Below are 22,200 nucleotides of genomic sequence, written 5' to 3' on the forward strand. Positions count from 1 at the left end.
GCCGCGCCTGTACATGCTTTTTGTCCTTATAAGGTCAGGCATCGTGTACAAGGCTTCCAGGGTGTCTGACCAAGGCTGTGAGTCACCCTCATCAAGGCTGTCAGCCTCCCTATCCTTATAAGGCCAGGCGGTCTGACCTTATAAGGACAAAAAATCATTACCGGGATTCGTTGATGATTGCCGCTATATTTTACCGACAATCCGCTGTATGGTATTCCAGCTGCGGGTGGTGATGTTCTTTCCGAATAGTTGTTCCAGGGCGTCCATCCCTTTCGGAGTTTGCGTTACGGAAAGATCAAGTAGACTGCATACTGTTTTGCCCCTGATTTCGAGGATGCAGAAAGACTGATCGTCGGAAAACCAGGGTGTATTTAATCGGATGGAGGGAGCCTGTTTCAGAAAGGAGAGGTAAAAGCGGGTATTTTTTGTTCCTTCCACATGCTGAAAGGGATTGTCGGTTGTTAACGCAAAAATGTCGCTATCATCGCGGACCATTACCGGAACCGGAAAACCAAAAACCCGTTCCAGATGTGTGCCGATACGGTCTTCCACTTCTTCGGCCGGAGCCGAAGAGGCATCAAAAATAACGTTTCCCGAGTTAAGTACGGTACTGATATTTCTAAAGCCGATTTTTTCCAGTTCCCTGCTAAGCTCAGCCATGGGTACTTTATGGTGTCCGCCAATGTTAATTCCCCGAAGCAAGGCAAGCTGTCTGCTTGTTTTATTCATTTTATTACAGATTTGTTAGCGTTGTTCACGTTATTTCCCGGGTCATCCGGTTAGCCGTCAAATCAATTTTTATATACGGGAACATTTTTAAGGCAGATTTAGTTTCCACTTCAACAAAATTCCGGTATCGCCAACCTGTGTAAACTTATTTTTTCTCAATACCGAAAAAGAAGCAAGATTGTTCTTTTCGGTCGATGCCGTTACCGACCTGACACCAGGTTGAGCTGTTGCCCAGGCAATGATCGCGCCGACCGCTTCGGTCATAAAACCCTTATTCCTGAAATCAGCGTAGGTCCCGTAACCGATTTCAATTTCGCCTTCGGCATTGGGCTCGCCCATGATGCACAAATCACCGACCATCTGATTGTCGTTTTTTGAAATTACGGTCCAGAGCGTGGAGTACAAATAGTTTTTCGTTCGATCAGCAACGTTTGGGATGATGGTCTGTTCCAGCGCGTCTTTCAGCTCGGGTGAAATGATTTGCGTTGATGCCTGAAGCTTCAACTCCTTTTCCAGCGAGTGGTCAGCTTTCAGGTATTTTAGCAACTGAAGGTAAGTTAACGGCTTTAATATGAGCCGTTCAGTCTCTATTCTGTTTGTTCCGGCAGTCCTGTTCATCGCAGTTGTCCCAGCATGATCCGGTCGAACAATTTATCTGATAAAATTTTCCGCAGGAATAAAATAAGTTTTGCCCCGGTCCCTGCCGTATAGCGTGTTTTTGGTTTTTTCGACCGGATGGCTTTCACAATCACCCGGGCCACCACCACCGGCTCAGATCCCCGGCGATAAACCCGCGCAAGCAGCCTGATATGTTTGGATGCAGAATCTTTATAGGCGGTATGCCCGGATACGTTTGCCAGATTTTCGCCGGCAACAACATCCCATTCTGTTTTTATGGCGCCCGGTTGAATAATCACCACATCAATTCCAAATTGTTTTAGTTCCATCCGCAGGCAATCGCTGAATCCCTCAAGGGCGTACTTGGTGGCATGATACCAGGCGCCGTGCGGTTCGCCAAATTTTCCGCCCATCGACGAGATGTTGATAATGCGTCCCGCCTTCCGCTCCCTCATTTGCGGAAGCACCAGTTGAATCAGATGCGCCGGTCCAAACAAATTGACATCAAACTGGTACTTTGCCTCGCTCATGGGCACATCTTCAACAGCGCCATACGAACCGTAACCGGCATTGTTGATCAAAATATCGATCCGATGTTCCGCATCCATTATTCCACGGATACCTTCGCTTACCGAGGCTTCGTTCGTCACATCCATTTCCAGCAAATGAACGCCTGCTTCTTTCAAATCCTGCATCTTCTCCATCCGCCGGGAGGCACCATAAACAATATAGCCTTGCTGAACCAGCAGCCTGGCCGTCTCCCTGCCAATTCCGGATGATGCGCCGGTTACGAATACCACCTTTCCCATTTTTTGCGCCTTTATGCGGTTAAAGCCACCTGTTTCAAGCATCTGCTGTTATAACCGCTTTATTCGTTTCTAATATAATCCCACTCAATCAAAATCACTTTTGAAATACTTTTCTCTTTTGGATTTAAATCAATCAGGCCAAAATTAAACCCCACCCCTGTTATTGGTATGACTTCATCTGCTACCTCCAATTTGTCACTCTCCATATCCAAAAACGAAAAGTTCTTTCTATTGGAACTATATTCAATCCCCGAAATCCCGTTCAACTTCAGGTTGGCGGTTTTTGCAATGATTTCTGCTTTCACAGTAGCATCTTCTATTGCTTTTTCAAGCGCCAGTTTCCTGATTTTTTCTTTCTGCAACTCAGAAAATTCAAAACGGATCTGGTAGTTTAAGTTTAAGCCTTCGTTGCTCAGGCTTTTTAAGAGGTTTTGAGAAAATTCGTTTGAAAAAACCGATTCTATTTCAAACTTAATATTTGAGAAAAAGCCAACACTCTCTCGTTCCATTCCTGTCCAATTGTATTCCTCGCTTATATTCATTTCTTCTGACTCAATTTCATGAGGATCAATGCCATTTTTTTCAAATACGCTCTTCAACTCGGTTAATGAGGAAAGTGATTTTTCAAAACAGGCTTTGTAACTTTTGTCCTTGACGATTAAGTTGGCAGATACAATAATTAATTCAGGTTTTTCTTTGATTCTTGCGATTCCCTCAATCGAGATCTTTTGGGATGATTGTGCAAAACTTTCACAAGCCCAAATGATGATGATTAGCAGAAAGAAGGTTGTTCTCATATTGCGGTTGTTTGGTCCTTATGAATATCTATCTTAGTTGTTAACCCAATTTATAAATCTCTCAAACTGAACAGGGTTCTCTTCAATCCATTTGCTTACTTCCTCTCCTTTCGATTGCGAGATGTAATAACTAAACGCTTTCGTCAGGTCCTCATTTGCCATCTCGTAGAAGAAAGGAACATAAAAATCCCACCAGAACCCGGACTGATCGTCTTTCAATTCGCCCAGAATTTTGAAAATAGTCTCGTTATTTTCGGCAAACAACTCCAGATCAGGCTTTTCTTTATTTTCTTCCAGGCTGTTTGATGCTTTCGATAAGCTAACCATCATTTCGGCAGCTCCAAATTCGGGGTCTTTATCCATCGGCACCATCACTTGGATATTTTTTTCGGACGCTTGTGAAACGCCATGATCGAGGTAATTTCTCAAGGTTTGATATTCGATCGCCCCTCTGGCTGAGTTTGGTTCAATGAGCAAAAAAAAGTAAAGCGGAAGCATCGCTTTTATTCGCGATCCTTTTTTCTCCATTATTTTACTCAGGATTAAATGGCTACTGGCATGCGACGAATTACTGGCAATGCCTTTTAAGGCCGAGTTGTAAGCTTTATCGGTTTTACCGGCGTTAAAGCACGTAATCGCATGATTATAATACAAAAGATAATTGTCGAATTCGGCCATCGCCTTCTCGTATACTTTGATTGCTTTATCTGATTGGCCTTGCATGTCGAGTGCGTTGCCATATGTAATATAGGCAGGCAACAGATGGTCCTTTTTTAAATCAAGAACTCTCTTGCTGTATACCTCAGCGTTTTTATAATCCTTATCGGAAAAGTAAGAGAAGGCAATTTCATAATTAACAAGACTTGAATTGGGATCGACCTTCAAAGCCTTCTGATAAATTTCGATTGCTTTTTTGTATTCTCCCTGATCGTGAAATTCGATTCCTTCATTAAGGAGATTTTCGAGCTCCGGGTTCTGACCAAAAATGGAAGTGGAGATGAGAAGAAAAAGGATGACAACCGGATGTTTTATTTTTTTCATAAGTATAGTGGTTTTTTATTCTCAGAGTCTAATTCCGGGTCGGTTTCCGCACGTCGTAAGATATACTGCAACCGAACCGGTTATAACACGGGCATTTCGTTTCATCTTTTCATAGTCGGGTAAGTTTTAAGAAACCTGCTTTTGCATTCCTTTCCCCGCTATTCTTATTGGACCATGCCCTGCCTGCCTCGTCTTTACGGAGTAAAAGAAGCGACATGCTAATCTATCAAAAAAAAGCCGGACAATAAATGTATATTGTTGATTATTTTTGATATGCTCCCTGAAACTGATCGAACTAAACAAAATAACGGATGTTCACTTACATCGGTAAATTGATCCTTTCCTGAATTTCATCAGCTGATTAGGCCTGCCCGGTAAAGATTTCCAGGAGTTCTTCCGGGCTGACCAGTTTCTGGTCGCCGGTTTTCATGTTTTTCAGGTTGATTTTTCCCTGGGCCATTTCTTCTTCGCCCACCAGGGCCACATAAGCAATATTTTTTCGGTCGGCCCAGGCCATTTGCTTCTTCATTTTGGCCGCCTCTGGAAAGATTTCGGCATTCACACCAGCTTTACGAAGACTGGCAAGCACGGGCAAACAATACGCTTCTTCTTTGGGCCCGAAATTGATAAACACAATCCGGGTTGAAGCAACGGCTTCTTCGGGAAACAGGTTCATGTGTGTCATGACATCGTAAATCCGGTCGGCGCCAAACGAAATGCCCACGCCCGAAACCCCCGGCATACCAAAGATACCGGTCAGGTCGTCGTAGCGGCCACCGCCGCAAATGCTGCCAATCTGCACATCTTTGGCTTTCACCTCGAAAATAGCGCCGGTATAATAATTCAGTCCCCGGGCAAGGGTCAGATCCAGTTCAACTTCAGTATTCAGGCTCACAGTGTCCAGATAAGTAAATAAGGTGCGGACTTCGTCGATGCCTTTCCGCCCGGTTTCTGATGCGCCGATCACTGCCTCCAGCTGGCTCAGCTTGTCGCTGGTGCGACCACTCAGTTTCAGAATCGGCTGCAGCCGGTCAACAGCCGCTTGCGAAACGCCTTTTTCTATCAATTCGGCATTCACATGGTCCAAACCAATTTTATCGAGTTTATCGATGGCCACAGTAATATCGACGATCCGTCCGGCTTCGCCAATGGTTTCGGCAATACCGGCCAGGATTTTCCGGTTATTGATTTTCACCAGGGTATTCACCTGCAGACGGGTAAATACATCGCTGATTATCTGCACCAGTTCAAATTCGTTCAGCAACGAATCGCTGCCGATCATGTCGACATCGCACTGGTAGAATTCGCGGTAACGTCCTTTCTGTGGTCGGTCGGCCCGCCAAACCGGCTGAATCTGGTAACGCTTAAAGGGGAATGAAATGTCGTTGCGGTACTGCACCACAAAACGGGCAAAAGGCACGGTGAGATCGTAACGCAGCCCCTTTTCCGAAATCCGGTTGGTTAAACGAATACTATTGCGTTCGAGCAGTTCCTGTTCATCGACTCCGGCCACGAAGTCGCCCGAGTTCAGGATTTTGAACAATAATTTATCGCCTTCTTCTCCGTATTTTCCCATCAGAGTCGACAGGTTTTCCATGGCCGGCGTTTCAATGGGTTGAAAACCGTACAATTGAAAAACCGTTTTTACCGTATCGAAAATATAATTTCTGCGCGCCATTTCAACAGGAGAGAAATCACGCGTTCCCTTGGGAATCGAAGGTTTTTGGGCCATAATCTAACAATGCATTTCGTTGAAGCTGCAAAAATAAAGAAAATTGGCAGGTCTTCAAGCTATGCCGGGAATTATCAGGGCTATTTCAGCAAAAAACCTGATTACTTCACAAAGGGATAGTTGAACGGATACCGGTAAAACTCGCCCTGGTTCGCCTTTAAAGCCGCTACCACTGTAAATATGAGCGACAACAAGGCAATGCCAATAAATAAAAATATTCCGATAATTACCAGCGACAGAATCAACGCCGCCAACATCGCGATACTCATGGTAATCTGAAAGTTAATCGCTTCCTTTCCCTGATCGTCGACAAAATCGAACTCTTTACGTTTGATGGAATACACGACCAGTGGCCCGATAATATTCCCGAAGGGGATCAGCATACCGGCAAAGGCTGAAAGATGGCACAACATACCCCAGGTGCGCTCATCCGGATTGTCAATAATTCGCTCCATATCTGAAATTTTAGGCCAAATTAGGCCAATTCATGTTGAAATCAAATACTTCGCCGAAAACTGTTAAAAACTTGTATGCCTGAGCTCAATTTACCGGTAAATCAAATAAAAGATCAGCGAAACCAGCAAGCCGGAAAAGAACAGGATCAGGAATGAACTCAGCAAAGGTTTTCGGGCCTGTTTGCTTCCGAGCGACATGGCGTATATCATTTTCATCAGGTTGTTGCTGTTGGTGGCGTTAATGACAGCCAAAGCCACCGAAAGCTGAACAATACCGGAATGCTGTTGCAAGAGGTATAACAAAAACGGGTCGATATCGAACACGCCGATCAGAAAAGCCATTCCCGACACGCCGCTGCTGCCGTAATGTTTCATCACCATCTCCGTAACCAAACCAAAAACAACGAACAACAAACCAAAAACGGAAGCCATTTTTAACTCCAACGGGTTGCGTTTCACCAGCTTGTCTTCTTCAACCGGCTGTTCCTTCCCCAGGCGGATATCGCGGCCAATCCATTTCGAGAGGCCAAAGGCAATCCCAAACATCAGCAGAAAGGGAATGGTGAGCATTTGCCCGATGGACCGGTTAAACAAGTAAGCAAGCGCCAGGATCCGCAGGTACATCATCCCGTTGGCCAGCATAATGGCCGCAACCGAAAGGGCGGTAGTCCCTTCCTCCTTTTCCCGGCGGGCCAGGATCAGCGTGGTGGTCGTGCTGCTGTAAATTCCTCCCAGTATCCCGGTAAGCAAGACCCCTGATCCGGGAAAAACAAACTTTTTCAATAAATAACTGATATATGAAATGCCCGAAACCACCACAATGGCCAGCCACAGCTCGTAAGGCGAAATGGGTATAAAATCGGCCATATTCTCGGCCGGCAACAAAGGCAGGATGATTCCGGCAAAGGCGATAAACTTGCCCAGGGTGATAAATTCTTCGTCCGAAGCTTTCATGGAAATCGTCTTGAAATGACTCTTCATCTCCGTTAAAATCAGCAGCGAAACCACAAACGAGAGCGTCAGCCAGGCTGGTTGGGTAAATACCATCACCGTTAAACAATAAGTAAGCAAGGCGAGAATGGAAGTGGTCAGCCCGTAATCCTGCAGTTTCCTGATTTTTTGAAAATACTGAACGGCCAGCAACAGGCCAATAATGAAAAATCCGGTTAGAAAAGGGACCAGGTTGTGCGGATCGGCAAGGTACAACACATAGCCCAGCAGCCCGATAAAGGTAAACGTGCGGTCGGTACCAAACAACACATTCTCATCATGATTCAGGTGATGACGCCGCTGCCCCATTCCAATGAGCAGGGAAAAGACCAGCACCAGGAAAAAGTTGACAATTTCGCCGGGAACATACTGTTGGATATCCATCGCTTAAAGGTTTTGCACAAAGATATTGTTTCGGACATCAAGATACAACGGGAGAACTACCGGAAATGATATTGGTTAGCGGAATCTTCAAACGCCAAACTTTCTGCGCAAACCGCGACTGAATCACTGGTTACTGGATAATTAGTCAGTGGTCAGTGGATAATTAGTCATTGGTCAGTGCGGCTTGGGGCGTATGGCATGGGGCATGGACTTGCTCTCTGTGAACTTTGCGCTTCATGGCGTTTTCTGCGTTAAAAAAGTGCCTGAGTGGCAAAGTACCAAAGTACCAAAGTAAAACTGCGACTTGCTGCCGTTCTCCATTTTCCGTTTTCCGTTCTCCCGTCTCCGTTAATTGGTCAGTGCGGCTTGGAGCTTGGAGCATGGGGCAAAGGGCTTGGAACTTGAAAGTAAAAAGTACATGAGAACACTGAATGCTGAACACTGAATACTGAACACTGGCAACTGACCACCCCTGCTTATAAAAAATTCTTATTCAAAAACTCCTGAAACTTATCTTTGTATTGATCGCTCACCGGAATATAGGTTTTCCCGAAAACAATCCGGCTGCGTTCAATGGTTTCAACTTTATCGAGGTTAACGATAAACGAGCGGTGTACCCGCATAAAACGGTCGGCCGGCAATTTTTGCTCCAGCGATTTCACCGAGTTTAACGAGAGGATCGGTTTTTCTTCGTGCTGCAGAAATACTTTTACATAATCCTTCAGCCCTTCGATGTATAAGATCTCGTTAAAGTTAATCCGCCGGACCTTGTATTCCGACTTCAAAAACAAGAATTGATTATTTGCGTCGAGCGTTGGCAGAGCTGCCTGTTCCAGATCGGTTATTTTTTTTGCTTTCTGCACCGCCGACAGAAATTCGGGATAGCTGAAGGGTTTTAGCAGATAATCCACGGCATTCACTTTAAAACCTTCGATGGCATATTTCTCGTAAGCAGTGGTATAAATAATCTTGGGCGGATCGGTCAGGATTTTTATGAATTCGATACCGGTCAGATCGGGCATTTGGATATCCAGGATGATCAGGTCTACGGCTTCACCTTCCAAAAAATCGACTGCATCCAGGGGGTTATCAAATTCGCCCAGCAAGTCGAGAAAGGGAGTTTTCCGAATGTAATCCGCCAGCAGTTTCAAGGCCAGTGGCTCGTCGTCGATGGCAATGGTACGTAGTTTCATGTGGTTGCCGTGGTTTTCGTTTCCAACCTGAGATCGATCCGGAATTCAGCATCTGTTTGTTCAATTTTCAGGGTATGTTTCCCGGGAAACAACAAACTGAGCCGTTTTTTTACATTTTCGAGCCCGATACCGGAATATTGCCCGTCTCCGGGATGACTGCTGGCGCCAATACTGTTTCGAGTGGAAAAATAAACAACCGTACCGTCCACCGTCATTTTTATATCAATAAAAGAAGGTTCGCGGTAACTGATCCCGTGTTTAAACGCGTTTTCGATAAAAGGAATAAACAAAAGCGGCGGAATATTCAGATTTTCCGTATTCCCCGGAAACGAAACCGACAAGTCCACCTTCGCGTTCAAACGAAGTTTCATCAAATCGATGTAGTTGTTCATGAAGGCAATTTCGTCGTTCAAACCGGTTAAACCCTGCTCCGATTCGTAAAGCAGGTAACGCATCAGTTTCGATAATTTCAGAACAGCGTCCTGCGCGTCCGCCGCATCGATACCAATCAGCGAGTAAATATTATTCAGCGTATTAAAAAAGAAATGCGGACTCACCTGGTTTTTCAGAAACGCAAGTTCAGAGTTCAGCTTCTCTTTTTCCAGTTCTTTCTGCTTTTTCTCTTCCTTTTCCAATTTTTCCATCCCGCAAAGGCCGATGGCAAAACCAGAAATTAACACCGATACAATCACATGGTTGTAAAAACCGAAAGCTTTCATCGGCGGACGAATATCGCTGTCACTGTCTGTCAGTTTTTTGAGTGCAGCCCGAAACTTCTCTTCCGCCAAAGCGTCGTGAAGAAAATATTCGTTAATAAAAGATGTTATAAAATAGGTGACCAGGATCAATCCAATCAAAGCGACAAGGTAGGTTAGTTTTCTTTCCTGAAGAAAAAACGCCGGAACCAACCACAAATACCCCACATAAAATATGATTGCCGCAGAAAAACTGTGCACAAAAAACTGGTACAACCGGTGCGGATGACCACCTGCTCCAAACGTGTTGCTTAAATAAAGCGGAATGGTGATAACGATAATCCAGGCCGTGATATGGAGCATCGCTGCAATCTTTCTGTCAGGTGTCGATTTAAACATGTGATTTCATTTTCTTCAAAGTTAATATTTCAAAGGGGAATGATCCGGCAACCGGCGCTTTAAAAACCCAAAAGATCATCAAAACAACCACCATTGATATTTCTAAGGTGCTGCTGAAACCAGCGTTTTTCTGATTCGCAGTTTTGATATGGCTTGCCTGACAATCGACAGCCGCAACAAAAATCCGGCAACAAGAATAATGACATACGGGATCCAGTCGCCGTGTTTTAGCAAGGCCACATGCAAAACAGCCAGAAGTCCGGCCAGATAAGCCGTTTGATGAATTTTTTTCCATGTTTTACGAAGAAACTTCATCGACTTCCTGTTTGATGTGACTGCAAGAACAAGCATAATCAATGTTGCCACAAAACCCATAATGTACCCGAATTCTTTGAACGTTTCAATTAAGCTACGGTCAATACAAAAAAACACCAGGTGAAAGCCCGCGTACACAAATGCGATGATCCCTGCTGCCTGCCTGACATACAATCGTGATTTAATCCCGGTCAGGATCGAGAACGGGGTGAGGCTGAGTACAAACACCAACCAGCGGATGGCCCATTCGCCCGTTTCTTTCACCGCTATATGCGCCCCGGAAACTTCCCGGGGCAACTCGCCCGCCCTTCGTGCAGGAACCGTGAAGGTTTTTATTGAAATCCATGATTCTCCCGATCCTGAAAAATCAATATTGAAAATATCCATAACACCTATAAACGGTAACAATCCAATGATAACGACGGTCATCCATCCGCCGTTTTTCCTGATCCAATTCATTTTCTCTAAAATTATTATTGATTCATTTTTAACAGATTATTCATACCGCAACGCGTCGATGGGATTTAAACCGGCGGCTTTTCGGGCCGGGTACCAGCCAAAAAAGATGCCAATTGCCGAACAGACCACAAAGGCAAACAACACTGCCGAAGTCATAATCACCACCGGCCAGTTCATCACCGACGATACGGCATAAGTTGCCAGAATACCGAGCACGATGCCGATGGTTCCACCCGAAACACTCAGTAAAATCGATTCAAACAGGAACTGCATCATGATATCGGTTCCGCGTCCGCCTACCGACAGGCGCAGCCCGATTTCCTTGGTGCGTTCGGTAACCGACACATACATGATATTCATGATCCCGATGCCGCCTACCAGCAGGGAAATACCGGCAATGGCGCCCAACAGGGCTGTCATCACATCGCTGATCGAGGTAAATGTTTGCACCAGTTCTGATTGCGAACGTATTTGAAAATCATCGCTGTCGCCCGCTTTGATTTTATGGGTGCGGCGCAGGGTCTCGGTTAGTTGCTCAATGGCCAGGTCGTTCATTCCTTCGGATACGGCCGATGCAAAAATGCCCTGAATATGCGTGATCGACAAAATCCGTTTCTGCACGGTAGTATAGGGCGATAACAATAAATCATCCTGGTCCTGCCCCATGCCGTTCTCGCCTTTTTCGGCCAGTACCCCGATAATTTTAAAGGGAATGTTGTTGAACCGGATTGTTTTCCCGATCGGATCAACATCAGCCGTAAACAGGTTGTCGATAATCGTTTGTCCGACGATACATACTTTGGCATAACTTCTTACTTCGGCCTCGGAAAAAATACGACCGGTAGCCAGCGTATACTTTCGTATGCCGAGATATTTTTCATTTACGCCGTACACGGTGCTGGGCCAGTTTTTATTGCCATACACCACTTGTCCGCGCGAACTGACCTGAGGCGACACAGCGCTGATGGCCGTGCATTCGGTTTCAACAGCTTCCACATCGCTGAGTTTCATGCTTTGGGCATCACTGTTTCCCATCTGCACTCCACCCCGCTGTTCGGAACCGGGCATGGCAAAAATCAGGTTGGTCCCCATGTCGGCCATCTGGTCCTGAATACTTTTCTTTGATCCCTGACCGATTGCCAGCATCGCGATCACCGAAGCCACTCCGATGATGATCCCCAGCATGGTGAGAAATGCCCTGAATTTATTCCGTCGAAGGGCATTTGTCGCTATTTTTAATGTATTTCTGTAGTTCATCTTTCTTCTTTTTTACAGTTAATCCTCCTCAACAGGCAGGTTTTTCAATAAGTCTGCAGCGTGATAACGGTCGGTTACCTGTTCTTCCCGGATAATATGCCCGTCGCGGAATACCACGTTGCGGGTGGTAAAACGGGCAATATCCGGTTCATGAGTTACAAAAACGATGGTCTTCCCTTCTTCGTTCAGGCGTTGCAACAAGGCCATGATCTCGTATGAGGTGCGGGTGTCAAGGTTCCCGGTGGCCTCGTCGGCCAGAATGACTACCGGGTCGTTCACCAGCGAACGGGCAATGGCCACCCGTTGTTGCTGACCGCCCGACAACTGGTTGGGCATATGGTGCATCCGGTCGGCCAAACCAACGGCCTCCAGCGCAGCAACAGCCCGCTCTTTCCGTTCTTTTGCTTTTATCTTCGAATTGTAAAAAAGCGGCAGTTCGACATTTTCGAGCGCCGTGGTGCGCGGAAGCAGGTTATATGCCTGAAAAACAAAGCCTAACTTATTATTCCGCAAGGCTGCCAGTTCATTTTTTCCCAGCTCGCCCATACTCACACCGTCGAGCACATACTGCCCGTTGGTTGGTTTATCCAGGCAACCCAAAATGTTCAGCATGGTTGATTTTCCGGAACCACTGGTTCCCATGATGGCGACAAATTCGCCGTCTTTTATTTCCAGGTTGACGCCTTTCAGTGCATGGACGGTAATTTCGCCCACATGGAAATCTTTCTTTAAATCGCGAACCTGTATAATTGTTTTCATGTCTTTCATCGCCTTAATTCTTGCGGTTACTACCCGGACGCTGCGGCATAAACGGGCTGCGGGCCGTCGATTTCTCCCCGGCGCCTGCCGGGCCGGCATTCAACGAGACAAGCACCTCGTCGCCTTCTTTTAAGCCGGAAACCACTTCATAATACGCTTCGTCTGTTTCGCCCAAGCCAACCAATTGCCAGCTAATCACATCCCCTCTTTTTACCCAAACAGCTTTACCCGGGTTTTCTGAACCGGTCATTTCCGAATCCGAAAGTTGCAGCTTGATTTCCGGATGACTTTCCAGGTAGGCATCCAATAACTGTTTATCCGGATTGAAATTCAGCGCTTTGGCCGGCATTAACACGATATTTTCCTTTTCTTTCACATAAAATGACGCGTTTGCTGTCATACCAGGCATTAGTTTTTTGTAGGGATTGGGCGCGTTGATGACCACCGTGTAGGTGATCACGTTTGAACTCTCAACCGGCAGTAAGCGGATCTGGATGACATCTCCTTCAAATTTCAGATTGGGATAGGCATCCACGGTAAATTCAACCCGCTGTCCAATCCGCACATTACCGATATCGGCCTCATCCACATTGGCTTCCACCTGCATCTGCGTCAGGTCGTTGGCAATGGTGAACAAAGTTGGGGTGTTAAAGCTGGCAGCCACGGTCTGCCCTTCATCCACTGCCCGATCGAGAATGATTCCGTCAATGGGCGAATAAATCGAGGCGTAAGACAGATTGATCTTGTTTTTATCGTAAACCGAACGGGCATTGTTTAAGCTGGCCACCGCCTTGTTATAATTGTACACCACCAGGTCGTAATCCGACTGGGCGATCAGTTTCTTCTCAATCAGCACCTGGTAGCGTTCGTAGGTGGCTTTCTGGTACTGTAATTCCGCCTCGGCCTGATCCACCGAAGCTTTGCTTTGATCCAGCTGGGCCACCAGGGGGGTTTCGTCGAGTTTGGCCAGTAGCTGTCCCTTTTTTACCTGCGAATTATAGTCGACATAGATTTTCTCGATGACACCCGAAACCTGGGTGCCCACTTCAACCGTTTCCACGGCCTCCAGGGTGCCTGTGGCGGTAATCACATCGCTGATCCCTCCCCTGATAACCAGGGCAGTCTCCAGTTCAACTGTTTGGGCGGTCCGGCCAAAGGCAAGAAAGACGGATAATCCGGCGACAACGACAACAACTGGCAGTAAAATATAGGTGATTCGTTTTTTCATTTTTCAACATGTTAAAGGGTTAATGGAATTCCTTTGTAGAAATCAAGTATTTTATAACTAAAAATGAGGTTGTATTTGGATTGCAACAATTTGCTTTCGGCAGTAATCAGATTGGTTTTTTCAAATAAATAGTCCACCGAATTCATCAGCCCAAGGTTAAACTTTTCACTGGCAACCTGCCCTGACTCTTCCATGGCCTGATATTGCTCCCGGCTGGCCTCGTATTCCGACTGTGCCGCCAATACATCGACCGTGGCCTGCTCGATCTCCTTGCGCAATTGGTTTTTGGTATTCACTTCTTCCAATTCAGCATTCACGAGATTAATTTGCGCCAGACTAATGCTTGTTTTTGCCTGTTTCTTCTGAAAGATGGGAACAGAAAGCGTTAAGCCGACCGAAGGACTGATTTGGTTTTTCAACTGATCGGTATAACTGAAACCGCTCATGCCGCTGGAATAGGAGGTGCCCAGACCGGCATCGAGCGACAAGGCTGGCAACAGGCTGGCTTTCGCGATCTTTTCGTCTAACCGGGCGCTCTCTTTGTCCAGTTCTCCTTTTTTGATCTGAGGTTTGATGGCAATCGCCTCTCCGTACACCACGGCGGCATCGGGTTGAAGGTTCCGGTTCAGGATCTGGTCCGGTTCGGGCGACGAAACGGCAAAATAATCATCTACCGGCAGTTCCATCAATTGCATCAGGCTAACACGTGCAATAGCCAACTGGCTGCGGGCATTTGCCAAAGTCAGCTTTTCGGAAGCCAGTTGCGACTTAATTGACAGGTAGTCCGACTGAGACACCATACCGAGTGTCAGCCGTTCTTCGGCCAGCAACAATTGTTCGGTAGTCGCTTCAATTTGCTTTTCGGCATTTGTAACGCTTTCGCCCGCATACAATACCTGTAAAAAGGCATTCAAAATACTCAGTTCAATCGATTCCTTCACGGTTTCGGCATAATACCGGCTGCTTTCCAACTCCAGCTCAGATTGTTTCAACTGGTTATTCACGCTCATCCCGTTAAACAACACCACGCTCGAACTGAGCGAATAGGAGGTACTGTTTGATCCCTCAAGACTGCCAAACGCACCGGTCAGGCTGTCTGCATTTTTGTCCCAATAAAAATTTTGTCTGACTGAACCGCTAAACGAAGGCAGCCGGGCAGCCCTGGCTTGTTCGGTGTACAACTGGTTCCGGTTCGTTGAAAGCTCGGCCTGCTGCACCTGGATGTTTCGGCTCAAGGCATAATTGATGCAGTCGTCGAGCGTCCAGGCTTTGTTTTGTGCAGCCAGACGAAGTCCCGGTGTCAGCATCAAAAGAGTAATGAATAAAAATTTTGTCTGAATTGTTTTCATCGCTTTACTTATTTGCCGGTAAAGGTATTTCCGGCATCAGGCGTATGAAAAAACAATCGAAGTTTGGGGCAATTTTACCGACGTTTTGGCATTATTCCTGCATTTTCGGTTCAGCCATAAAAAAGATTAAAGAAATTGAACAAGTTGATGAACTATCAAAAACCTCTATTGTTCTATGTGAATCTCCAACATAAACACATCGATATATGAAGAGGATTCATTTTTTAACCATCACACTGATTTGCCTGACAACCAGTTTATTTGCACAAAGCTGGCTGACTGATTTCGACGAAGCAAAGGCCAAAGCAACCACCGAACAAAAGAATATTCTGCTGGTATTTTCAGGGACAGATTGGTGTGCCCCGTGTATAAAACTGGAAAATTCCATTTGGCAGTCCGAAGAATTCAAAACATTCTCCAAAGATCATTTTGTGCTTTTAAAAGCAGATTTTCCGAAACTGAAAAAAAACCAGCTATCCCAAAGCCAGCAGGAACACAACAACATGCTGGCAGCAAAATACAATGTAAACGGATACTTCCCACATGTAGTCATCCTAAACAATCAAGGCTCAGTCATTGGGAATACCGGTTACAGAAATGTTAGCCCACGGGAATATATTGAACTGCTTTTAGCACTTGAGAAATAAAAAATGCAAAAGTTCGTCGTTTGTTGTGTTCTGATCATGATCAGCGTTTGCGGATATCCAGGAGAGGTATTTACACGAACCTTGAAACTTATGGGAAGCCGTTTTGAGATAACGGTGGTGGCAGCAGATAAAACAGAGGGAGAGCAGTTTATACAGATGGCGATCGATGAAATCTCACGAATTGAACGTCTGATTTCGGAATGGGACCCCAACACGCAAACGTCGTCCATTAACCAAAATGCTGGCTTTAAACCGGTAAACGCAGAGCCCGAATTATTCGACCTGATCGAACGCTCCATTCAGATCTCGAAACTTACCGACGGTGCTTTTGATATTTCTTTCGCGGCAATTGATCAGCTCTGGAAGTTTGACGGAAGCATGACCCGGATGCCCGATGCTGAATCCATTAAACAGTCTGTATCGAAAATCGGGTACGAGAATATTATCATGAACAAAGAGGAAGGAACTGTATTTCTGAAGCTCCCGGGGATGAAAATTGGGTTTGGGGCCATCGGGAAAGGTTATGCCGCAGATAAAGCCAAAACCTTATTAATGGAAAATGGCGTTGTTGCCGGAATGATCAATGCTTCGGGCGATTTAAACTGTTGGGGCAATAAACCGGATGGTTCACCCTGGTTGGTTGGAATTACCAATCCGGTTAATAAAGATCAGGTGTTCTCGTGGTTTCCTGTTGACAACAGCGCCGTGGTTACTTCCGGTAACTATGAAAAATACGTAATCTTTGACGGAATCCGTTATGCCCACATCATTGACCCGCGTACCGGTTACCCGACACAAGGGTTGGCTAGCGTAACGGTTTTTGCGCCAAAAGCCGAACTGGCAGATGCGCTTGCCACATCGGTCTTTGTCATGGGCAAAGAAACCGGCCTCGATTTTATTGATCAACTAACGGGTATTGAATGCATTATGGTTGACGATATTGGAAAAATTTATTACTCGAAAAATATTAAACGAAACACTCCAGAAAAATGAAAAAAATGGTAATCATCATTTTAGCACTGTTGGGGATGAGCTCCTGCGTTGCGGTAAAAGAATATGAGAAAATATACCTGAATGATCCGGATATGAAATTATCGGCCACACAGAACGAACGCTTCGAGGTTAATTTTCAGGTATACCGCGAAGCAGCCGCAGGTGCAAACGGTGGAAAAACAGGTGGAGGATGTGGTTGTAATTAATATCGAAAAATGATGAAAAATATATTCATATTGATCCTGATCTTCTGTCTTTCGCAAGCAACTTCGGCACAACAGGACACAACAAAGATGTATAAGAAACGCGTATTGGAACGTACGGAAGTTGACTTTTTGATGAGTTATTACAAACAGGAAGGAGACCATTCATCCGTTAGCGGAGGTATTGGTAACGAAAGTATTGACAATATCACTCCTACGATTGTTGTCAATCTACCACTTAATGACGACGATGTATTAACCATTGATGCCGGGCTGTCGGCGTATACCTCCGCATCATCAAGTAACATAAACCCTTTTGAAAAAACAGGAACTCCGCCAAACGGGACGTTTACCGGCAGTCCCTGGGTGGCGTCGTCAGGCGCATCCCGGAGCGACGTACTTGCCAGTATCAGCGGGGCATACAGCCACAGCTCCGACGATCGGAACTTTATTTGGGGCACCCATGTTTCGTTTTCCAACGAATATGATTATACCTCTATCGGTGCCGGGGGTAGCCTGGCCAGGTTGTTTAACGGGAAGAATACCGAACTCAGCCTGAAAGGGCAAGTTTACCTCGACAGCTGGAGGCCTATTTATCCCATGGAGCTGAAGGAATACAACCTATACGGAACTGATTTTCTAAATTCCGGGTATTTTAACGGCGTTTCTGTATGGAACGAAAACGGAGAAGCAACAACAGGATACCATCCGGAAGCCTATACGCCGGTGTCCGGAAAAAACAGAAACTCGTACTCAGCTTCACTGTCGTTCTCACAAATTCTCAACAAGAAATTGCAGGCCTCTGTTTTTATGGATTTTGTATATCAGGAAGGCCTACTATCGACCCCTTACCACAGAATCTATTTCAGCGATCGTCCGGATTATTACATCGGCACGGCAAGCGACATTCCCAATTACACGAGTTCTCAAAATAAAGGTGTTTACAGATTGGCAGATGATATTGAACGCATGCCTGACAAGCGGTTCAAGGTGCCTTTAGGAACGCGTGTAAATTATTACATCAACGAAATAGTGAAGTTGCGCAGTTATTACCGCTATTATTCCGATGATTGGGGAATAAATTCACATACAGCCAGTCTCGAAGTGCCCATCAAAGTATCTCAAAGTATCTCAATCACTCCAACATACCGGTTCTACAGGCAAACTGCAGCTGACTATTTTGCCCCCTTTGAGAGCCACTCGTCAACCGAGAAATATTACACTTCAGATTACGATCTGTCGGAGTTTCACAGTAATCAATTTGGCTTTGGCTTAAGCTATACCGATATCTTTACAAAAATGCGTCTGTATAAATTTGGGATGAAAACTATTGACTTACGCCTTATCCATTATGACCGAAGCGACGGGCTTAAAGCCAACCTTGTTTCATTTGGGATCAAGTTTGTCCTTGACAAATAACAACGATTTTTTCGGGTTTATCCCGGGGTTAACCGGTAAGAACGAATCAAATTTAAGTAGCTGGCAAAACAACCGGCTATTGATATTTTTTTACCACATCGGCGCGTAAGGTTCGGTTCCCTTTTCGGGCTTTCGGCTCGTATGGACAATGCTTGCATCCGTTGGAACAGCAATAGCCCCGTTTCACCAGGTAACTTTCGGTCATCACCCGGTAACCTTCGGGGCTGAGGTAATAATCTTCACCCTCTTCAAAACGATCGTAACCATCGGGAAACAACTGATCGAACATACCTGGCTTAATCGTATTTAAATTTTTGCAGGAAATGCCCCATGCGGTCGCGTTTTGTTTTCAGGTAGCGCTGGTTGAATTCATTTGGCTCCACTTCCAGCGGGACAACCTCGGTGACTTTCAATCCGTAACCTTCAATTCCGGCACGCTTTACCGGATTGTTAGTCATCAGTTTCATATTACTGACTCCCACATTCCGCAAAATCTGAGCGCCAACACCGTAATCCCGTTCGTCGGCCTGAAATCCGAGATGAATATTGGCTTCAATCGTATCCAAGCCTTCATCCTGAAGTTTATAGGCCGCGATTTTATTCATCAATCCAATCCCGCGACCTTCCTGCATCATATAAACGATCACACCTTTCCCTGCTTTCTCGATCAGCGACATGGCCTTATGCAACTGGTCGCCGCACTCGCAACGTAACGAGCCGAAAATATCGCCTGTCATGCAGGAGGAGTGCATACGCACCAGAATTTCTTCATGTTCTTCCCACGAACCTTTGATCAGCGCCATATGTTCAGCTCCATTCGACTTCTGCCGGAAAGGAATTACGCGGAAATCGCCGTATTTGGTAGGCATCTCCACTTCTTCTCCCTGATCAATCAGGCTTTCAGTCCGAAGCAGGTAAGCAATTAAATCGGCAATGGAAACAATTTTGAGTTTGAACCTTTCAGCCACCTCCATCAGCTGGGGCAAGCGGGCCATGGTTCCGTCCTCATTCATAATCTCGACCAATACACCCGCGGGTTTCAGGCCTGCCAAACGAGCCAGGTCGACAGCAGCTTCGGTATGCCCGGTACGGCGTAAAACGCCTCTGTTCTTTGCTTTCAGCGGAAAAATGTGTCCCGGACGTCCCAATTCTTCGGGGCGCGTATTCGGGTTGGCCAACGCTTTGATTGTTTTGGCACGGTCGCTGGCCGAAATTCCGGTTGTACAGCCGTAACCAATTAAATCGACCGAAACGGTAAAAGGTGTTTGGTGCGACGAGGTATTTTGCCCGACCATCAGGTCAAGCTCAAGTTCTTCACAACGGGTTTCGGTTAAGGGGACGCAGATCAGTCCGCGCCCGTAGGTTGCCATAAAATTGACTTTTTCAGGGGTAATTAACTCTGCCGCAGCAATAAAATCACCCTCATTTTCACGATCTTCATCATCAACAACTATCACCAAATCACCATTTTTAATGGCTGCGATCGCTTCAGGTATAGTATTTAATTTGAACTCGGTCATTAACTTATTCGGTTTTCAAAAATGCCGATGCAAAACTAAAGAAAAATATTCACTTAGCGGTCCTCCTGAATTGACTTTCCCGGTTTTTTCCAGGATCCGATCAAATTAATCAGGCGCTTTATGTTATACTGATACGTTTCCATATTCATAATTGCCGAATCATTTGCCGCTTTATAGGTCAAAAAGAAACCCAACGGCAAAAATATGACAGTGGCAAGCCACATCCCTTCCGACATGGTCCACATATCTTCGCGGGCAAATTTCTCACCCGAAATCGAAACCATATAATACGTGATAAACATTAAAATAGAAACCACAACAGGCATTCCCAATCCTCCTTTCCGAATAATGGCCCCCAATGGCGCACCGATAAAGAAGAAGATTAAACAGGCAATTGACCAGGAGAATCGCCTGTGTTTTTCCATGCTGTATTTATTTACATTTTTCTTCAAATTATACAGCTCAAATACGTTCTGATCAATCATTTGCTTATTCATCCGGGCTTTGTTAAGCGCTGATGCAATAATTTCGTTCTTTTGCATGGGATCCATCTCGTCATGCAGGCCGGAATAATCGGCAATTGCCGAATCAAGCACAAAAGGCTGATACTGGCGAAGTGAGTCTATCGGCTGGCTTAGATCAACGATTGAGCGGTTTAAAGGATCGTTATACCGCATACTGATCGCAAAACGCCTTACCCGGTGGTTATAGTCGGTATACAGCGAATCTTCAGAATGTCCCAACTGCTGGAGGGTCATCATCCGATAAGCCGTCCGAAGTAAATTCTCATCGGTTCGTTTAAATTCGAAATCATTCAGAGGCACGGTAACCACTTGCTTGCCGAAGCGGTTACGCCGAAACGGATAGCGTTTCTCGCGACCGCGTTCATTCGGATCTTCATCAAGAGCAGTTTCTCCCTCAAACAAGGTCATGACCATGAATTTTTTATCTTCAGAGATTTTCATGAAGCCGGAGTCGGCCACCGTAACAGAAACATTTGCCTGGTTGTTTGTATGGTCGTAAATTAAAATTCCGTAGAGCATGTTACTGTTTCTGCCTTTTCGGTCCACTTTGATACTGTATCCGTCAATGTCATTGGTAAAAACACCTTCATTGATCACCATTTCAGGCTTTTGCCGTTTCACGCTCCACATAAGCGCCCCGAATTTCAGGTTGGTTTTAGGCAGAATATTATTTGAAAAATAAAATGCGAACAGCGTAAGCGAAACGGCAATCAGCAACAAGGGGCGCATGATCCGGAACAAGGAAATTCCTGACGCTTTCATGGCAACTAATTCATAATTTTCGCCCAGGTTTCCAAAAGTCATGATAGAAGCCAGCAGCATAGCCAGCGGAAAAGCCATTGGAACAAGCGCCAGCGAAGCATAAAACAACAATTCGGCTACAATATTCCATTCCAGCCCCTTCCCGACCATATCGTCAATGTATTTCCACAAGAACTGCATCAACAGGATGAAAACACATATAAAAAAGGTCATGAAAAACGGACCAAGAAAGCTTTTCAATATAAACAGGTGTAAACGTTTCATGTATTATGCTTGAGAAACGATTACAAAACTAAGCTATTTTAGAGAATTAAAAAGTTAAAAATCTTTTAACAACCGAGGATCCGTTTCAAATCGGCAATTTGAGTATTCCACAAATCAATGGCTTCATCCTCTTCCCCCTCTTCGGCAAAATCAATCACCATCAACGAAACATCGCCGGTCAATTCTTCTTTATTGATTGTAAATTCGAAATATGCATCGCTGTCGTCATCATCCAGCCATTTAAAACGGACTGACTTACTATCCTTGTTTTGAACCATTTCTGCCCGCTGCTCTGAACCTTCCCAGATAAAAGTAAATATCTTACCTTTAACATAAACGTCATCAGCAAACCATTCGGCCAAACCCGATGCGCTGCTTAACCGGTTATACAAAACTGCGGGAGAACAATTGATAGGAAATTCTAGTTGTATTTTTGATTTTGAAGCCATTTTAAATTGTTTGCTGCAATATAGTTATTATCACCCAAATTATCAATCAGATTGCAGATCGGCCAATAAAAATTTCGAAATCGCTTGGAAATAGTAGAAATTATGTGCTATATTTGCACCGCAATTTTGGAATGGCGAGGTAGCTCAGCTGGTTAGAGCGCATGATTCATAATCATGAGGTCGGCGGTTCAAGCCCGCCTCTCGCTACTG

Annotated in this window: 23 protein-coding genes and 1 tRNA gene; 5 read left to right on the forward strand and 19 right to left on the reverse strand. The window is 45.4% G+C overall.

Annotation, left to right across the window (positions count from 1 at the left end; genetic code table 11):
- Positions 1 to 183: 183 nt before the first annotated feature.
- The 15 genes from ACOIT5_RS00170 to ACOIT5_RS00240 all read right to left on the reverse strand — a co-directional run bounded on the left by ACOIT5_RS00170 (position 184) and on the right by ACOIT5_RS00240 (position 15,209).
- Positions 184 to 729 carry a DUF1697 domain-containing protein gene (locus ACOIT5_RS00170; protein ID WP_423128449.1) on the reverse strand — a complete coding sequence of 182 codons (546 nt, stop codon included), beginning with the start codon at positions 727 to 729 and terminating at the stop codon, positions 184 to 186.
- A gap of 87 nt (positions 730 to 816) precedes the next feature.
- Complete coding sequence (locus ACOIT5_RS00175) at positions 817 to 1,275, reverse strand: GNAT family N-acetyltransferase (protein WP_423128450.1); 459 nt, start codon at positions 1,273 to 1,275, stop codon at positions 817 to 819.
- A gap of 68 nt (positions 1,276 to 1,343) precedes the next feature.
- On the reverse strand, positions 1,344 to 2,156 hold the full coding sequence (locus ACOIT5_RS00180) for an oxidoreductase (protein ID WP_423128451.1): 813 nt from the start codon (positions 2,154 to 2,156) through the stop codon (positions 1,344 to 1,346).
- Between the two features lie 59 nt (positions 2,157 to 2,215).
- Entirely contained in the window at positions 2,216 to 2,953 is a 738-nt protein-coding gene (locus ACOIT5_RS00185; RefSeq protein WP_423128452.1) for an SIMPL domain-containing protein, read from the reverse strand.
- Positions 2,954 to 2,986: 33 nt separating this feature from the next.
- Entirely contained in the window at positions 2,987 to 3,994 is a 1,008-nt protein-coding gene (locus tag ACOIT5_RS00190; RefSeq protein WP_423128453.1) for a tetratricopeptide repeat protein, read from the reverse strand.
- A 361-nt stretch (positions 3,995 to 4,355) separates the two neighbouring features.
- A complete protein-coding gene (gene hisS / locus ACOIT5_RS00195; protein ID WP_423128454.1) occupies positions 4,356 to 5,726 on the reverse strand; it encodes a histidine--tRNA ligase in 1,371 nt (456 codons plus the stop codon).
- Positions 5,727 to 5,827: 101 nt separating this feature from the next.
- Positions 5,828 to 6,181, reverse strand: a complete 354-nt coding sequence (locus ACOIT5_RS00200; RefSeq protein WP_423128455.1) for a DUF4870 domain-containing protein — start codon at positions 6,179 to 6,181, stop codon at positions 5,828 to 5,830.
- Positions 6,182 to 6,271: 90 nt separating this feature from the next.
- Positions 6,272 to 7,555 (reverse strand): MgtC/SapB family protein, encoded by a 1,284-nt coding sequence (locus ACOIT5_RS00205; RefSeq protein ID WP_423128456.1) that lies wholly within the window; start codon positions 7,553 to 7,555, stop codon positions 6,272 to 6,274.
- A 476-nt stretch (positions 7,556 to 8,031) separates the two neighbouring features.
- Positions 8,032 to 8,748, reverse strand: coding sequence for a LytR/AlgR family response regulator transcription factor (locus ACOIT5_RS00210; RefSeq protein ID WP_423128457.1), 717 nt, complete (start codon positions 8,746 to 8,748; stop codon positions 8,032 to 8,034).
- Positions 8,745 to 9,842: a sensor histidine kinase gene (locus ACOIT5_RS00215; RefSeq protein ID WP_423128458.1), complete on the reverse strand. Its 1,098-nt coding sequence runs from the start codon at positions 9,840 to 9,842 to the stop codon at positions 8,745 to 8,747. Before ACOIT5_RS00215 ends, ACOIT5_RS00210 begins: the two co-directional genes overlap by 4 nt.
- A gap of 102 nt (positions 9,843 to 9,944) precedes the next feature.
- Positions 9,945 to 10,616: a ferric reductase-like transmembrane domain-containing protein gene (locus tag ACOIT5_RS00220; protein ID WP_423128459.1), complete on the reverse strand. Its 672-nt coding sequence runs from the start codon at positions 10,614 to 10,616 to the stop codon at positions 9,945 to 9,947.
- A 36-nt stretch (positions 10,617 to 10,652) separates the two neighbouring features.
- Positions 10,653 to 11,873 carry an ABC transporter permease gene (locus ACOIT5_RS00225; RefSeq protein ID WP_423128460.1) on the reverse strand — a complete coding sequence of 407 codons (1,221 nt, stop codon included), beginning with the start codon at positions 11,871 to 11,873 and terminating at the stop codon, positions 10,653 to 10,655.
- A gap of 18 nt (positions 11,874 to 11,891) precedes the next feature.
- Positions 11,892 to 12,632, reverse strand: coding sequence for an ABC transporter ATP-binding protein (locus tag ACOIT5_RS00230; RefSeq protein WP_423128461.1), 741 nt, complete (start codon positions 12,630 to 12,632; stop codon positions 11,892 to 11,894).
- 13 nt (positions 12,633 to 12,645) lie between these two features.
- Positions 12,646 to 13,860, reverse strand: a complete 1,215-nt coding sequence (locus ACOIT5_RS00235) for an efflux RND transporter periplasmic adaptor subunit (protein ID WP_423128462.1) — start codon at positions 13,858 to 13,860, stop codon at positions 12,646 to 12,648.
- A gap of 11 nt (positions 13,861 to 13,871) precedes the next feature.
- Positions 13,872 to 15,209, reverse strand: coding sequence for a TolC family protein (locus tag ACOIT5_RS00240; RefSeq protein ID WP_423128463.1), 1,338 nt, complete (start codon positions 15,207 to 15,209; stop codon positions 13,872 to 13,874).
- A gap of 206 nt (positions 15,210 to 15,415) precedes the next feature.
- Here ACOIT5_RS00240 and ACOIT5_RS00245 point away from each other — a divergent pair, with 206 nt between their 5' ends.
- Genes ACOIT5_RS00245 through ACOIT5_RS00260 form a run of 4 tightly spaced genes read left to right on the forward strand, consistent with a single transcriptional unit; the run spans position 15,416 to position 18,471 of the window.
- Positions 15,416 to 15,856 carry a thioredoxin family protein gene (locus ACOIT5_RS00245; RefSeq protein ID WP_423128464.1) on the forward strand — a complete coding sequence of 147 codons (441 nt, stop codon included), beginning with the start codon at positions 15,416 to 15,418 and terminating at the stop codon, positions 15,854 to 15,856.
- 3 nt (positions 15,857 to 15,859) lie between these two features.
- Complete coding sequence (locus ACOIT5_RS00250; RefSeq protein ID WP_423128465.1) at positions 15,860 to 16,849, forward strand: FAD:protein FMN transferase; 990 nt, start codon at positions 15,860 to 15,862, stop codon at positions 16,847 to 16,849.
- Positions 16,846 to 17,055 carry a DUF4266 domain-containing protein gene (locus ACOIT5_RS00255; protein WP_423128466.1) on the forward strand — a complete coding sequence of 70 codons (210 nt, stop codon included), beginning with the start codon at positions 16,846 to 16,848 and terminating at the stop codon, positions 17,053 to 17,055. The genes ACOIT5_RS00250 and ACOIT5_RS00255 overlap by 4 nt, the downstream gene beginning before the upstream one ends.
- A gap of 9 nt (positions 17,056 to 17,064) precedes the next feature.
- The gene (locus ACOIT5_RS00260) at positions 17,065 to 18,471 is read left to right on the forward strand and encodes a DUF3570 domain-containing protein (protein ID WP_423128467.1); all 1,407 of its coding nucleotides are present in this window, start codon (positions 17,065 to 17,067) and stop codon (positions 18,469 to 18,471) included.
- A 76-nt stretch (positions 18,472 to 18,547) separates the two neighbouring features.
- Here the strand turns inward: ACOIT5_RS00260 and ACOIT5_RS00265 are convergent, their stop codons facing one another.
- From ACOIT5_RS00265 to ACOIT5_RS00280, 4 genes are all read right to left on the reverse strand, one after another.
- On the reverse strand, positions 18,548 to 18,760 hold the full coding sequence (locus tag ACOIT5_RS00265; protein WP_423128468.1) for a DUF5522 domain-containing protein: 213 nt from the start codon (positions 18,758 to 18,760) through the stop codon (positions 18,548 to 18,550).
- Between the two features lie 7 nt (positions 18,761 to 18,767).
- Positions 18,768 to 19,991: a bifunctional 3,4-dihydroxy-2-butanone-4-phosphate synthase/GTP cyclohydrolase II gene (locus tag ACOIT5_RS00270; RefSeq protein ID WP_423128469.1), complete on the reverse strand. Its 1,224-nt coding sequence runs from the start codon at positions 19,989 to 19,991 to the stop codon at positions 18,768 to 18,770.
- A 53-nt stretch (positions 19,992 to 20,044) separates the two neighbouring features.
- Positions 20,045 to 21,541 carry an LptF/LptG family permease gene (locus ACOIT5_RS00275; protein ID WP_423128470.1) on the reverse strand — a complete coding sequence of 499 codons (1,497 nt, stop codon included), beginning with the start codon at positions 21,539 to 21,541 and terminating at the stop codon, positions 20,045 to 20,047.
- A gap of 65 nt (positions 21,542 to 21,606) precedes the next feature.
- Positions 21,607 to 21,990 (reverse strand): START-like domain-containing protein, encoded by a 384-nt coding sequence (locus ACOIT5_RS00280; protein ID WP_423128471.1) that lies wholly within the window; start codon positions 21,988 to 21,990, stop codon positions 21,607 to 21,609.
- A gap of 133 nt (positions 21,991 to 22,123) precedes the next feature.
- Here ACOIT5_RS00280 and ACOIT5_RS00285 point away from each other — a divergent pair.
- Positions 22,124 to 22,197, forward strand: a tRNA-Met gene (locus tag ACOIT5_RS00285).
- The last annotated feature ends 3 nt before the right edge of the window (positions 22,198 to 22,200 follow it).

It is taken from the genome of Gaoshiqia hydrogeniformans (genome assembly GCF_049347105.1).
Lineage (GTDB): Bacteria > Bacteroidota > Bacteroidia > Bacteroidales > Prolixibacteraceae > Gaoshiqia > Gaoshiqia hydrogeniformans.